The sequence below is a fragment of the Pseudomonas sp. MDT1-85 genome, assembly GCF_054898065.1.
Genome location: NZ_CM142715.1, coordinates 3,345,844 through 3,358,859, shown reverse-complemented (window position 1 = coordinate 3,358,859; position 13,016 = coordinate 3,345,844). Strand labels below are relative to the sequence as shown.

Sequence of the window (13,016 nt, the reverse complement as noted above, 5' to 3'; positions counted from 1 at the left end):
CCGGGCTTTTTTGTCGTTTGTACTTTTTAGACTTGCCTCTAAGCTATCTGCGATCACGCCGTTAAACGCTATCGCAATAAAACGACTAAACAACCATTTAGCATAGTTATAATCTATCGGCTATATTTGAATGATAGTTTCAGTAACTTAAGGAGGGCAATCCACATGATCAACAGTGAGTTCGACATTCAAATTCCCGACGATGAAGCAGTGATCGCTGCACTGGCTCTGGAGCCCCACATCGAAGGCGGTTTCTACCGAAGAACCTTTCAATCTGATCATCACGCCATGGTCGAGATCAATGGTGGTCAACGTCACTTGATGACTTCAATTTATTACTTGCTGACCAAGGATTCGCCGATCGGTCATTTCCACCTGAATCAATCGGACATCGTTCATTACTTCCATATGGGAAACCCGATTCAGTACAGCCTGATTTTTCCAGACGGCACGTTGAATACTGTGGTGATGGGCCGCGACATTATCGCCGGGCAATGTTTGCAGCTGCATGTACCTGGCGGCGTCTGGAAAGCTTCGCAGCTTATGAATGGTTTGGCGAAATACGGTTTGATCAGTGAAGCGGTTTCACCAGGGTTTGATTTTGCAGATATGGAGATGGGCAGTCGGCAGAAGCTCAGAGCGCAATTTCCCGAGCATTCGGAGCTGGTTGGAAAGCTGACACAAGGATGAGAGGCTTTAGGTGAATTGAGTGCTTCAAAATCCGCGTGCAACTGGGCTAATCCTGAAACACATTGTTACGTGTAATGTATATTATGTTAAATGATGTGTCTGGATGGAACTTTTCCATAAGTGTGTCAGCGTCGCTAATTAACCGGAACGCCCTACTATTTTCTATATGACTGATTTTTAAGTAAAAAATCGATGGAGCCTAATATGTGTTTCCCCGCTGACCCTTAATTAACCGGACACCGAGTTACAACGGCATCTTTTTCCACAGCTGCCCACCGTTCCCAGTGACCAGCGTCCGATGCTTGATTGGGCGTAGGCTCACGCCGAGTCGCGCCGCCCTGGCGTAAACCCTGGCCCTGCTCTGGCAGGAATATCGGCTCAACCATCCCCAGGGATTCCAGTACAGCTGGTTCTGCGAGCGCTACCGGCTCTGGGCCGCCAAGGTCGACGTGGCCATGCGCCAGGAGCACCGCGCAGGCGAAAAGCTGTTCGTCGACTACGCCGGCCGAACGGTGCCAGTCATCAACCGGCAGACCGGCGAGATCCGCCAGGCCTCGCCGTGCTGGGCGCCTCCAGCTACACCTTCGCCGAAGCCACCTGGTCACAGAAACTGCCCGACTGGCTGGGCTCGCACGGATGTTTTGCTTTTTTCGGTGGTACATCACAGATCCGGGTGCCGGACAATCTGCGCAGCGGCGTCACCAAGGCGCATCGCTACGAGCCGGACATCGCTGCCGGAACATCCGTACGTCTACGCCGAATGGAAAACGGTGCGGGTACACATCGACTACCACGTCGAGGTCGACGGTCACTACTACTCGGTGCCGTACCAGTTGGTGAAGCATCAACTCGAAGTGCGGCTGACCGCGAATACCGTCGAGTGCCTCCACGCCAACCAGCGCGTGGCCAGCCACCTACGCTCGCTGCACAATGGCCGCCACACCACCCAGACCGAGCACATGCCCAAGAGCCACCGTGAACATGCTCGCACTCAGAGACCACTTTGCCTTCTCCGTAAATAGAGACAGTGAACCGGTTGTCGCTGACCCGCCGCAGGGCGACCTGAATCCCAGGATTACGGGCCTGTAGTTCAGCGAGCGAATTCTCAATGTAGCGTCGAACGTAGTCGAAACTATCATGAGCAAACTGGTCTTTATCGAATCAGTAAACGTCTTGCGCAGCCTCAGGTTATAGATCGGATCTGATCGACCGTCGCCGCGCCGGATATCGCTCCTGGAGTAACAGGTAGCCAAGGCCGCAGAAAAGTCATTTCGAGAACAGCGCACTAGCATAACCCTACTCCCGCGCTTGATACATGTCCTGAGCGCTAACTATAAACTGCACATAAAAGCATTTTCGAACGCCTACCAAGGATCAAGAATCGTCACGGTAAATAAGTTGCTGCGCCAGGGACATCTATACGCTGCCGGAGCTTGGTTGCTTCCACGCAGAGGAGTCGCGCGCCCCCAAAAGGAGCAAGTCCTCCAGAGGCGGCGTTCGGCGTCGTCCCAGCGGTCCCAGGTGCAATAACTTCGATACAGGGAAAATAGACAGACTCTGGAGTTATCCGTGAAGCAAATCCAACATCCTCGTAAGTCCCCCACCCAGACTCGTTCGAAAATGATGGTCGAGGCCATCCTCGAAACCACTGCCAACGTGGTGGTCAAGCATGGCTATGCCGGGACCAATACCAACCTGGTCGCACAGCTGGCCGGCGTCAGCGTCGGATCGGTCTATCAGTATTTCCCCAACAAAGACTCACTGATAGCCGCCCTGCACTATCGCAAGGTCAAGGCCACTCACGAAGCCATCCAAGGCCTTCTGACCCGCTCAGACATCTCCAGCCTGCAAGGGCATATCGAGTACTTGGTACGAGCGTTCATGACCCCACATACGAAGGAGCCGGAGCTGCATCGACTGCTGGAGCAAGAGTTTTCGTTCTTGAATGATCAGACGACCGAGGATGCCTATAAAGCGGAAATCCCGCTGATGGTGCAGGACCTGCTGGGGCGCTGGGCCGACCAACTGGTGCAAAACGATATCCAGCTGGCCGCCTGGCTAGTGACCCGGATGATCAGGTCACTGGTACATGCCTATGTGATCGAATGCCCCGATTTTTGCCCCAAGGCTATCGAAAAAGCCATCTGCGACTCAGTCATGGGCTATCTGTGCGGGACAGCCAACAACACTTCGCTACTGGTTTCCCGCGCGCGACGGATTGCAAAAAACCGCACCAACGCCCGCATGGCGCACTCATGCGCCCCCGCGGCGTGACGCCTGCACCGCGCACAATTGCTCATAACGATTGAGCAGCCGTCTGGATTGTAGATAGCTTGGCACCTCAACAATTAGCCCATCCACTTCTGCCCGCACCTTACCGCCACTGGCAGCCTGTTCGAAGGCCGCGATCTGGCGAACTGACAACTCGGCATCAGCACTTGTCGGCGTCAGATAGCGATTGGCAACGGCCACGTGATCCGGATTGACCACACCTTTAGCCTGATAACCGATAGAGCGTGCAAAGCGCATGTCCGCTTCGGCGCCCTCGTCATCAGCAAAGGTATAAGGCGAATCAATCGCCAGGACTCCGGCAGCAGCGCATTCAAGGAGAAAACGGGATCGGGGATAGAACAGCTCGGTCCCTTCTCTACTGCGCCCGGCACCGAGGTCAGCGACCATATCTTCAGTCGCTACCAGCATGCCCTTGATTCGCGGGCTCGAATGCGCGATATCGATCGCTCGCACCACACCCAGGGCGGTTTCGATGTTCGGGACAATCAGCGTTGAGCCCTGCTTGATCGAAAGCATCGACTCCAGCCGGGTAATTTGCTGGTCCAACTCGATCATCTGCTCAGTGGATTCGACTTTCGACATCATGATGATTGCCGGCCGGCCGGCCATAACCGCACTCAGATCATCATGGCCGCACGTTTCGAAGGGATTGATGCGCACCGAAGTGATACGCCCGCACTCGCGCCAATGGTCCATGACTCGCGCCGATAATGCGCGGGCCTCTGCGCGCCTGGCCGGCGGCGTGAAATCTTCCAGTTCCTGTACCAGAACATCGGCACCCGTTTGCAGTGCCGCATGCAGCGCGACCTCTTCTGCGCCTGGTACAAACAAGAACGTACGGCATAGCGCCAACGGGTTTTCGGGGGACATAGCCATAGCATCTTCCTGATGATCTGTTGGGTTGAGAGAGGGAAAAAATACGAGGTGCTTCTAGAGCATGGTCAGGCCGCCATCCACCGGAATGGTCACACCACTGACAAATGAGGCCTTGCCGGACAACAACCACGCGATAACCTCGGCGGCTTCGTTTGCCGAGCCTTCACGACGCAATGCGGTCATCTCATGCAAACGCTGCAACTGGCCATCCTGACGAGTGGTGTCATCGAGCATCGGGGTACGAATCACGGCGGGGGCGACACAATTGACGTTAATACCTCGAGGGCCCAATTCGCGGGCAAGGCCCTTGGTCATGGTCACCACCGCGCCCTTGCTGGCGGCATAGGCCAGAGTCCCGGCCAGCCCACCACCGCGTAGCCCAGCGACACTGGCCACAGTGCAGATGCGAGCACCCGGGCTCATTCGCGGCACAGCCAATTGCACGACACTGAAGGTCCCGATCAGGTTGATATCCATAAGTGTTCGGAAACGCGCAGCCGTGAGCGAATCAAAAGGTGAGGTATCGACTACCCCGGCACAGGTTGCCAGGGCGTCTATCCGCCCCTGCCAGTCATCGATCTGCTGGAACACCCGAGCCAGCGCCTGCTCGTCACAGACATCGGCAACAAACCCGCGGTGCTGGCTACCCAGCCCACCGATCGTTTCCTCCAGCCCCTGCGCATTCATGTCCAGGCCGGCGACCAAAAATCCCAACTGGTGCAAGTGTCGTGCAGTGGCTGCGCCAATGCCGCTGGCGGCGCCGGTCACTACGGCCACGGGTTGTGATGAAGACATCTGGGCGGGACTCCTTGAGCATTCCGTTACAGGTCGGCGTGAGCCTTGATCAGGTACCCACCCACTCGACTGGACAAGCCAGAACGACGAGCGCTTATGCTAAAAGAACCCGGACAGCCTCACTACTCGCATGCCAAACAGACAGCCCTTGGTTAATAGAGCAGTCTAAAGCGACTTATTACTCGCATTTATTTCCTACTCGGCCTTTAATGCGTATTGTCCGACACTATCGATCCAACAGCGTTTCTGAAAATGCGAGTACGCCCGACTTAGACGAACTGAAGTTACTCTTCTGTTTACGCGCCCCTCAGATAAAACAAGACCGAGAACAGCGACTCTGCGCTACCTATCGATAAGTCCGCGCTCGCCAAGTTGGAGGTTTTGTCAGTCTTTTCGAGCGTACCGGAATGCGAGTAGCCACACTAATACCTGTGCCGTACTATGAGTAACAAGTTGTGACAAGCACTGAGAGCGCCTTGAACCATGAGTCCTCAAAGCGTCATAAAGTTCAACGCTTTGATGAACGCGTCAACGCTTCTCGGCCGCACAACTCTGACGTCTCACTAAGCCAAGAGGGTACTGCAATGGGCAACAATGGATTTGATACCGTCATCGAAGTTAAATATCGCGACACCGACTCGATGGGTCATGTAAGCAGCCCTGTTTACTACGACTACTTACAGCACGCCTACCTGAGCTACATGCACAACCTGCTGAGCCTGCCGAAGGATCAAAAGCTCCCGCACATCATGGTCAAGACCTCCTGCGAATATGTTAAGCCAGCGGTCTATGGCAACATAGTGACTGTCACCAGCCGTGTTATCGAGTTCGGCAACAAGAGCTTCGAGATGGAGCACATCATGCACCTTAGCGATGCAGGGAAAACCACTGTCGCTAAAGGCCTGTCCAAACATGTGATGTTCGACTATGCGGGCAATCGCACCATCACCGTCCCCGACGAATTCAAAAACCAGGTTCTGGCCTTCCAGGAATAGTGATCGAAACCCGAACACGACTCGAACAATGATCGCTGGCCGATGCCACCGGGCCAGCGTCTGGGGTGTATTGATAGGTAACGCAAATATGCTGCTGTCCTGGACTACCGAACAACGAAGCCTGCTCGAGAAATACCGTGAAATCGGCGGGCAATTGGCAAGTGCAAACAAAGGCACACCGGTTGGGTTCGACCATGCCGGTTGGAGCCGCCTCTGCGAGGAGGGACTATGGAAACTGGTAATTCCATCCAGTCACGGCGGCACGGGAGAAGACTGGTGGGGCTTCACTGCGGCGCTTGAAGGGCTGGCCTCTTCGATCCGCACACCAGAGCTGCTGCTATCGGTCATCGCTCAGGCCGGTATGGTTCGGGCGTTGATGCTGTATGGCAACGAAAGCCAGAAGGACCGATACCTTCAGGCGATTCTCAACGGCGCAATCAGCGCCACCGGGATCGCCGAACCCGGCACCGGTACCGACGTTAGAAGCATCGACAGCACGCTCAGCCCTACCGCCGACGGCTACAGCCTGACCGGCAGCAAATACAATATCGCTCACGCACCGATCGCCGACTTCATGCTGATCGTGACCAAACTGGCCGATACGCCAAAGCAGAATATCGCGCTGGTCCTGCTCGACGGCGACATGCAAGGCCTGAGCAGAGGCGAGCCGGATGACAAGCTCGGCAACAAGAATCTACCTACCGGCCCGCTGTACTTCGACAACATTCAGGTACAGGCTTCCCAAGTACTGGGCAAAGCCGGTCGCGGCCTGCAACAACTGATCGACATTATTTCTCTGGGCCGACTTTATTACGGTCTGGTGGCAGTCAACCTGCCAACGCCTTATGTTGCCGACGCCGTGCGCTACGCCGCCGAGCGACAAAGCTTCAATAGTTCAATCGACAGCCACCAATATGTACAAAAGCGCCTGATCAATATGACCATTGGCATGGAGCGCAATCGCTGGATGGTCTATGCCGCGCTGTACCAACTTCTTAATGGTCATCCGCAGGCCTTGATGAGTTGTTCCATCGCTAAACTTACCAGTGCCCAAGACTTGATAGACACTGCACTAAGCCTGGTAAAACTGTATGGCAGTATCGGCTATCACGAAGGTGGCATCGCTACCTTTGTTAAAGATGCTCTGGGCTTTGCCAGTGTCGGCGGCACAGAAGAAATGCATCAAAAAAATATCTTCAATCAAATGCTTCGACTGGCATCCCATACAGAATAACAAAACAGCAATGCAGCCAACTTAATAGCCGGTTGATCGTGCGCACTCTAAACAGTGTGCTGTCGGCTTTAGGTTGAGCTGTGATGCCTTATCGAATGCACAACACTGCGTGCGACGTTGTATCAGCCTCACTGCGTGGTTAACCGCCGTGTGCCGGTACAACCGATTGCATCAATGATGAGTGGCTTGAGATGAATAGCGAGAACATTCTTTTCTCTGTGGATCAAGGTGTTGCTGTCGTGGTTCTGAATCGTGCGGACCAATTCAACAGCTTTACCGCAGACATGCACGAGCAACTGCGCCTAGCGTTGGCTCTGGTTCGGCAAGATCCAGGTATTCGCGCCCTGTTGCTGACCGGCAAAGGCCGGGCGTTTTGCGCAGGGCAGGATCTGGCGTCGTTGCAGATAAATCCTGACGGAACACCAGCAAACCTGGGCGACCTGCTCGAGCATGACTACAACCCGCTGATCAGAGCCTTGCGTGACCTGCCAATTCCGGTGATCTGCGCCGTCAACGGCGTAGCCGCCGGAGCTGGAGCCAGTATCGCTCTTGCCGCCGACCTGGTCATCGCGGCCCGTAGCGCCAGTTTTATTCAGGCCTTCGGCAAGGTTGGCCTGATACCCGATTCAGGCGTCAGCTGGGTACTTCCACGCCTGATCGGCAGCGCTCGAGCCAAAGCGCTGTTTATGTTGGGCGAGCGCATCAGCGCCGAACAAGCACAACAGTGGGGAATGATCTGGCGTTGCGTAGATGACAGTGAGCTTGCAGACGAAGCGCTGCTGCTGGCTCGGCACCTTGCCACGCAACCGACCTACGCTCTCGGCCTGCTCAAGCGCTGCATGGATTTAAGCCAGCAACACAGCCTGGATCAGCAGCTTGAAACGGAACGCGAGTTGCAGACGCTGGCAGGGCACAGCGAGGACTTCAGTGAAGGCCTCAACGCTTTTATCGAGAAGCGCAGCACTCACTTCAAGGGTCGTTGAAAATGGACGCAATCGCACGTTTGGACACTGCGGTCAGACCGCTGCTCAATACTCACGATGACGCACTGGAACACGCGTCGATCGACCAACTGCGGCACCACCAGTTGCAACGTTTGCGATGGAGCCTGTCACACGCCTACACCCACGTCCCGTGGCATCGCCAGCAGTTCCATAATTTTGGAGTTCATCCTTACGACTTGAACAACCTGGAAGATCTGGCACGCTTCCCGTTGACCAGCAAAGCCGAGCTGCGCGAGAACTACCCTTTCGGGCTGTTCGCCGTGCCCATGGAGCAAGTGGTTCGTCTGCACGCATCCAGTGGCACCACCGGCAAACCTACAGTGGTCGGTTACACCCGCAACGACATCGATATCTGGGCCTCACTGGTGGCCCGCTCTATTCGCGTGGCGGGCGGGCACAGCGGCGACCGTATTCACATTGCCTACGGTTACGGCCTGTTCACTGGTGGCTTGGGCGCACATTACGGTGCGGAGAAACTCGGCTGCACGGTTATCCCGATGTCTGGCGGGCAGACCGCGCGACAAGTCCAGCTGATCCAGGATTTTCGTCCCGACATCATCATGGTCACGCCGTCTTACATGCTCAACATCGCCGAAGAAATCGAGCGTCAGGGTATCACCCCCGAAGAGCTGTCACTGCGGGTCGGCATCTTCGGTGCAGAGCCGTGGAGCGCGCAGATGCGTAGCGAGCTGGAACAACGGCTCGGCATTCAGGCACTGGATATCTATGGTTTGTCCGAGCTGATGGGGCCGGGCGTTGCCATGGAATGCCTGGACACCAAAGACGGCCCGACACTTTGGGAAGACCATTTCTATCCTGAAATCATCGACCCCGACACCGGCGCGGTATTGCCCGACGGGCAGTTCGGCGAGCTGGTGCTGACCTCGCTCAGCCGCGAGGCACTGCCGATGATTCGTTATCGCACCCGTGACCTGACCCGACTGTTGCCAGGCACTGGTCGAGCCATGCGCCGCCTGGACAAAATCACCGGACGCAGCGACGACATGCTGATCATCCGCGGGGTCAACGTGTTCCCGACGCAGATCGAGGAGCAACTGCTCAAGCAGGCGCCGCTGAGCCCGATCTATGAGCTGCACATCTATCGCAGCGGCAACCTCGACAGCCTTGAAGTGCATGTCGAACTGCGCCCGGAGCACGCCGCGCTGAGCGAGCCTGAGCGGGATGCGCTGTGTCGCGAATTCAGCCGTCAGATCAAGGTCCATGTCGGCATCAGCACGCAGATCAAGTTACAGCCCCACCACACGCTCAAGCGCTCGGAAGGAAAGGCTTGCCACGTCTTCGATCGACGCGGCGAGTACTGATTGCGCACCTCACACGTCTTCGATTCACACGAGGAACTGCTCATGCAATCTTCATCGCAAAAGGATTTCGGCTCGACCCACGAGTCTGACGAAGAAGCCGCCTTTATGGAAAAAATCCAGGCTGAAGTGAAAATAGAGCCCGACAACTGGATGCCCGCCGGCTACCGAAAATCACTGATCCGTCAGATATCCCAACATGCCCACTCGGAAATCGTCGGCATGCTCCCGGAAGGCAATTGGGTCACCCGCGCCCCAACGTTCAAACGCAAGCTGCAACTCATGGCGAAAATCCAGGATGAAGCCGGTCATGGCCTGTACCTGTATTGCGCCGCAGAAACACTCGGCGCCGACCGCGACCAGGAGATCGCCCGCTTGCATGCCGGGCAAGCCAAGTACTCGAGCATTTTCAACTACCCAACGCCGAGCTGGGCCGATGTCGGCACCATCGGCTGGCTGGTCGACGGCGCCGCGATCGTCAATCAGGTAGTCCTGCAACGGACCTCCTACGGCCCCTATGCACGGGCCATGGTGCGGATCTGCAAAGAAGAAAGTTTCCATCAGCGCCAAGGCTACGAGCTGCTGTTGGTGATGATGAAACAAGGCACCGAGGCACAGAAGGCAATGGTTCAGGATTCAATCAATCGCTTCTGGTGGCCGGTGCTGATGATGTTCGGGCCAAGTGACGCGCACTCGCCCAACAGCGCGCAATCGATGGCCTGGAAGATCAAACGCAACAGTAACGACGAGCTGCGTCAGCGTTTCATTGACCAGACCATCGCGCAACTGGAATTCCTCGGTTGCACAGTCCCGGACCCGGACCTTAAGTGGAACGCCGGACGCGGTCACTACGACTTCGGTGAGATCCAGTGGGATGAGTTCTACCACGTACTCGAAGGTCATGGCCCGTGCAATCAAGAGCGCCTGGATACCCGCCGCCAAGCCTTCGAAGAAGGTAGCTGGGTACGCCAGGCGGCAGCCGCCCACGCTCGCAAACAACAAGAAAAAAACCGAGAGGCCGCGCATGTCTGAATGGTCGCTGTATGAGGTCTTCGTGCGCAGCAAGCACGGCCTCAACCACAAACATGTTGGCAGCGTGCACGCCACCGATGCACGCATGGCCATCGAAAACGCTCGCGAGCTCTACACCCGGCGCAATGAGGGAATCAGCCTGTGGGTGGTCGCGGCGGACCAGATCACCGCCTCCAACCCGCAAGACAAGGAGATGCTGTTCGAACCGTCTCAGGACAAGGTTTATCGGCACGCCAGTTTTTATGAGCTGCCCGACGAAGTGGGGCATATGTGAGCCAGATCATGAATCAAACCGACGAGCTAATCGACTATCTGCTGCAAATGGGTGACAGCGCATTGATCACCGGCCAGCGCCTGTGCGAGCTGTGCGGGCATGCCCCGGCCATTGAGGAAGAACTGGCGCTGATGAATGTCGGCCTCGACCTGGTCGGCCAGGCTCGCAACTGGCTGGAGTACGCTGCCGAACTGCTCAATGACGGGCGCAATGCCGACCGTTTGGCGTTTCTGCGCGATGAACATCTGTATCGCAATCTGCTGTTGGTCGAACAGCCCAACGGAGACTATGCGCAAACCTGCGTGCGCCAATTTCTGTATGACGCCTGGCACTTTCATCGGCTGCAGGGTTTGCAGAACTCGAGCGACAAGATGGTCGCCGCTATCGCCAACAAAGCGCTGAAAGAAGTTACCTACCACCTGCGCCGCTCCAGCGAGTGGATGCTGCGCTTGGGCGACGGCACCGACTACAGCCATCAACGGATGCAGAGTGCACTGGATCAGCTGTGGCGCTTCACTCATGAACTGTGCACAGTCAGCGAGCGCGAGCAGCGTCAGTATCAAGCCGGTTTGAGCAGCGACCCACAACTGCTGGTGAACGCCTGGCGCGAGACCGTAGAGGACATCCTCGCCCGCGCAACCCTGAACCTGCCGCCGCCAGCGCGCTACTTCTACTTGAGTGGCATCGAGGGACGGCACACGGAAAACCTCGGCCCGCTTTTGGCGACCATGCAGTCTCTACCACGAGCTTACCCAGATGCACGCTGGTGAGCTGATCGCGTCCGACTGGTGTGGTCGTCGGGCGAAGGCCGAGGACCTGCCAAACGCCTGGTCGCTCATGGCACAGGTGATGGACCCGGAAGTGCCGGTGGTCAGCCTGGTCGACCTGGGCATCGTGCGCGACATTCTGTTCCAGGACGGCCGGCTGAAGGTGGTGCTGACACCCACCTATTCCGGCTGTCCGGCGACCGAAATGATCGAGCAACGTGTGCGCCAGGCGCTGGAATGCGCAGGCTATGCCACGCCCTATCTGGAACAGCGACTAGCGCCAGCCTGGAGCTCGCAATGGATCACCGACCAGGGCCGGCAACGCCTGCTGGACTACGGCATCGCCCCGCCACAGGAAAAATCCGGCCCGGTGCCCTGCCCGCAATGCGCGAGTCTCGATACCGAAACCGTCAGCGAGTTTGGCTCGACCGCCTGCAAGGCGTTGTACCGGTGCCGCCGTTGCAAAGAGCCCTTCGACTACTTCAAGTGCATTTGAGTCTGTAGCTGACTTAGGAGAAATCCATGAACACCTTTCACCCACTGGAGGTCCGGGACATTCGGCGCGAAACCCGCGATGCGGTTTCGATTCTCTTCAATGTGCCCGGGGCATTGCGCGACACCTTCCAGTTTCAGCAGGGCCAGTACCTCGTACTGCGCACGCAACTGGATGGCGAAGAGATCCGCCGCTCCTACTCGATTTGCAGCGCTCCACATGAAAACGAGCTGCGGGTGGCGGTCAAGCAAGTCAGCGGCGGGCGCTTCTCCGAGTTCGCCAATCAAACGCTGGTCGTCGGCGATTATCTGGACGTCATGGCGCCAAACGGCAATTTTTTTGTCGAGCTGGACGCGCAACGTCACGGCCGCTATCTGGGCGTCGCAGCCGGCAGTGGCATCACGCCTTTGCTGTCGATTATCAAGACCACGCTCGAGCAGGAACCGCATAGCCAGTTCACCTTGCTCTATGGCAATCGCTCCAGTTCCGGGACACTGTTTCGCGAGCAGCTAGGGGACCTGAAAGACCGCTATCTGGAACGCCTGAAGCTGATCTTCGTGATGAGCCGCGAGCGCCAGGATGTCGACCTCTATAACGGTCGCCTGGATGGGCAAAAATGCCGGCAATTCTTCACTCGCTGGATCGACGTCGCAGCGCTGGATCATGCGTTTATCTGCGGCCCGCATGCGATGACCATTGAGGTTCGTCAAGCTTTGATCAAGCACCAGCTTGACCCCGCACGGGTGCACTGCGAACTGTTCGCCAGCCCGTCAGCCGGCCGCAAACAGGCCGTTCGCGAGGCCGCCCCGACAGACACCGTCAGAACCAGCCTGATCACTGTGATCAGCGATGGCAACAGCCTGGCCTTCGAGCTGCCGCGCAACACCCTGAGCATTCTCGACGCCGGCAACCAGAACGGCGCAGAACTGCCCTACGCCTGTAAGGCCGGGGTCTGTTCGACCTGCAAGGCCAGGTTGGTCGAAGGTGAAGTGGAGATGGACAGCAACTTCGCCCTTGAAGATTACGAGATCGAAGCAGGCTTCGTTCTCTCATGCCAATGCTTTCCCCTTTCTGATCGAGTGGTGCTGGATTTCGATCAACTTTGAAGCCCCACAACAAGAAAACTGCTCCGCTGCTGCAGCACATTCAGCACCGCCCTTTTCTGGTACCTGCCTGCCTAAGCCGCCTTTGAACTGCCTTTTGCGCAGAGAAGACTCGACTCATCAAGGAACTCTGAGGAAAAAC

At 56.8% G+C, this 13,016-nt stretch carries 13 protein-coding genes and 1 pseudogene; 12 read left to right on the top strand and 2 right to left on the bottom strand.

Translation table 11 applies throughout. The annotated features are described in order from the left end of the window. Nucleotides 1-165 precede the first annotated feature (165 nt). From ACYZT2_RS15065 to ACYZT2_RS15055, 3 genes and pseudogenes are all read left to right on the top strand, one after another. Complete coding sequence (locus ACYZT2_RS15065) at nucleotides 166-690, top strand: cupin domain-containing protein (protein WP_461965159.1); 525 nt, start codon at nucleotides 166-168, stop codon at nucleotides 688-690. Nucleotides 691-925: 235 nt separating this feature from the next. Then, nucleotides 926-1,676, top strand: a pseudogene (locus tag ACYZT2_RS15060) (Mu transposase domain-containing protein); the annotation flags it as partial. A gap of 583 nt (nucleotides 1,677-2,259) precedes the next feature. Next, nucleotides 2,260-2,964, top strand: coding sequence for a TetR/AcrR family transcriptional regulator (locus tag ACYZT2_RS15055; RefSeq protein ID WP_461965157.1), 705 nt, complete (start codon nucleotides 2,260-2,262; stop codon nucleotides 2,962-2,964). Here ACYZT2_RS15055 and ACYZT2_RS15050 read toward each other — a convergent pair. Beyond that, the gene (locus ACYZT2_RS15050; RefSeq protein ID WP_461965155.1) at nucleotides 2,944-3,858 is read right to left on the bottom strand and encodes an HpcH/HpaI aldolase/citrate lyase family protein; all 915 of its coding nucleotides are present in this window, start codon (nucleotides 3,856-3,858) and stop codon (nucleotides 2,944-2,946) included. The genes ACYZT2_RS15055 and ACYZT2_RS15050 overlap by 21 nt on opposite strands. Before the next feature lie 54 nt (nucleotides 3,859-3,912). Further along, nucleotides 3,913-4,653 carry an SDR family NAD(P)-dependent oxidoreductase gene (locus tag ACYZT2_RS15045; RefSeq protein ID WP_461965153.1) on the bottom strand — a complete coding sequence of 247 codons (741 nt, stop codon included), beginning with the start codon at nucleotides 4,651-4,653 and terminating at the stop codon, nucleotides 3,913-3,915. A 476-nt stretch (nucleotides 4,654-5,129) separates the two neighbouring features. Between ACYZT2_RS15045 and ACYZT2_RS15040 the strand changes: the two genes are divergently transcribed. The 9 genes from ACYZT2_RS15040 to paaE all read left to right on the top strand — a co-directional run bounded on the left by ACYZT2_RS15040 (nucleotide 5,130) and on the right by paaE (nucleotide 12,877). After that, entirely contained in the window at nucleotides 5,130-5,648 is a 519-nt protein-coding gene (locus tag ACYZT2_RS15040; protein ID WP_461965151.1) for an acyl-CoA thioesterase, read from the top strand. An 88-nt stretch (nucleotides 5,649-5,736) separates the two neighbouring features. Beyond that, the gene (locus ACYZT2_RS15035; protein ID WP_461965149.1) at nucleotides 5,737-6,882 is read left to right on the top strand and encodes an acyl-CoA dehydrogenase family protein; all 1,146 of its coding nucleotides are present in this window, start codon (nucleotides 5,737-5,739) and stop codon (nucleotides 6,880-6,882) included. Nucleotides 6,883-7,073: 191 nt separating this feature from the next. Continuing rightward, complete coding sequence (paaG, locus tag ACYZT2_RS15030; protein ID WP_461965147.1) at nucleotides 7,074-7,865, top strand: 2-(1,2-epoxy-1,2-dihydrophenyl)acetyl-CoA isomerase PaaG; 792 nt, start codon at nucleotides 7,074-7,076, stop codon at nucleotides 7,863-7,865. A gap of 2 nt (nucleotides 7,866-7,867) precedes the next feature. Then, nucleotides 7,868-9,208 carry a phenylacetate--CoA ligase PaaK gene (gene paaK, locus ACYZT2_RS15025; RefSeq protein WP_461965145.1) on the top strand — a complete coding sequence of 447 codons (1,341 nt, stop codon included), beginning with the start codon at nucleotides 7,868-7,870 and terminating at the stop codon, nucleotides 9,206-9,208. Between the two features lie 42 nt (nucleotides 9,209-9,250). Further along, the gene (gene paaA, locus ACYZT2_RS15020; protein WP_461965143.1) at nucleotides 9,251-10,237 is read left to right on the top strand and encodes a 1,2-phenylacetyl-CoA epoxidase subunit PaaA; all 987 of its coding nucleotides are present in this window, start codon (nucleotides 9,251-9,253) and stop codon (nucleotides 10,235-10,237) included. After that, nucleotides 10,230-10,511, top strand: coding sequence for a 1,2-phenylacetyl-CoA epoxidase subunit PaaB (paaB, locus tag ACYZT2_RS15015; protein ID WP_129439364.1), 282 nt, complete (start codon nucleotides 10,230-10,232; stop codon nucleotides 10,509-10,511). The genes paaA and paaB overlap by 8 nt, the downstream gene beginning before the upstream one ends. An 8-nt stretch (nucleotides 10,512-10,519) precedes the next feature. Next, nucleotides 10,520-11,281, top strand: coding sequence for a 1,2-phenylacetyl-CoA epoxidase subunit PaaC (gene paaC, locus ACYZT2_RS15010; RefSeq protein WP_461965141.1), 762 nt, complete (start codon nucleotides 10,520-10,522; stop codon nucleotides 11,279-11,281). Continuing rightward, a complete protein-coding gene (paaD, locus tag ACYZT2_RS15005; protein ID WP_461965139.1) occupies nucleotides 11,268-11,774 on the top strand; it encodes a 1,2-phenylacetyl-CoA epoxidase subunit PaaD in 507 nt (168 codons plus the stop codon). Before paaC ends, paaD begins: the two co-directional genes overlap by 14 nt. 26 nt (nucleotides 11,775-11,800) lie before the next feature. Beyond that, complete coding sequence (paaE, locus tag ACYZT2_RS15000; RefSeq protein WP_461965137.1) at nucleotides 11,801-12,877, top strand: 1,2-phenylacetyl-CoA epoxidase subunit PaaE; 1,077 nt, start codon at nucleotides 11,801-11,803, stop codon at nucleotides 12,875-12,877. Nucleotides 12,878-13,016: the final 139 nt, after the last annotated feature.

What these genes read in the sequence shown, in the direction of transcription:
- ACYZT2_RS15045 (WP_461965153.1), bottom strand. Translation starts at nt 4,653, where the DNA reads ATGTCTTCATCACAACCCGTGGCCGTAGTGACCGGCGCCGCCAGCGGC.
- paaE (WP_461965137.1), top strand. Translation starts at nt 11,801, where the DNA reads ATGAACACCTTTCACCCACTGGAGGTCCGGGACATTCGGCGCGAAACC.
- ACYZT2_RS15035 (WP_461965149.1), top strand. Translation starts at nt 5,737, where the DNA reads ATGCTGCTGTCCTGGACTACCGAACAACGAAGCCTGCTCGAGAAATAC.
- paaB (WP_129439364.1), top strand. Translation starts at nt 10,230, where the DNA reads ATGTCTGAATGGTCGCTGTATGAGGTCTTCGTGCGCAGCAAGCACGGC.
- ACYZT2_RS15050 (WP_461965155.1), bottom strand. Translation starts at nt 3,858, where the DNA reads ATGGCTATGTCCCCCGAAAACCCGTTGGCGCTATGCCGTACGTTCTTG.
- paaD (WP_461965139.1), top strand. Translation starts at nt 11,268, where the DNA reads ATGCACGCTGGTGAGCTGATCGCGTCCGACTGGTGTGGTCGTCGGGCG.
- paaC (WP_461965141.1), top strand. Translation starts at nt 10,520, where the DNA reads ATGAATCAAACCGACGAGCTAATCGACTATCTGCTGCAAATGGGTGAC.
- paaA (WP_461965143.1), top strand. Translation starts at nt 9,251, where the DNA reads ATGCAATCTTCATCGCAAAAGGATTTCGGCTCGACCCACGAGTCTGAC.
- paaG (WP_461965147.1), top strand. Translation starts at nt 7,074, where the DNA reads ATGAATAGCGAGAACATTCTTTTCTCTGTGGATCAAGGTGTTGCTGTC.
- ACYZT2_RS15065 (WP_461965159.1), top strand. Translation starts at nt 166, where the DNA reads ATGATCAACAGTGAGTTCGACATTCAAATTCCCGACGATGAAGCAGTG.
- paaK (WP_461965145.1), top strand. Translation starts at nt 7,868, where the DNA reads ATGGACGCAATCGCACGTTTGGACACTGCGGTCAGACCGCTGCTCAAT.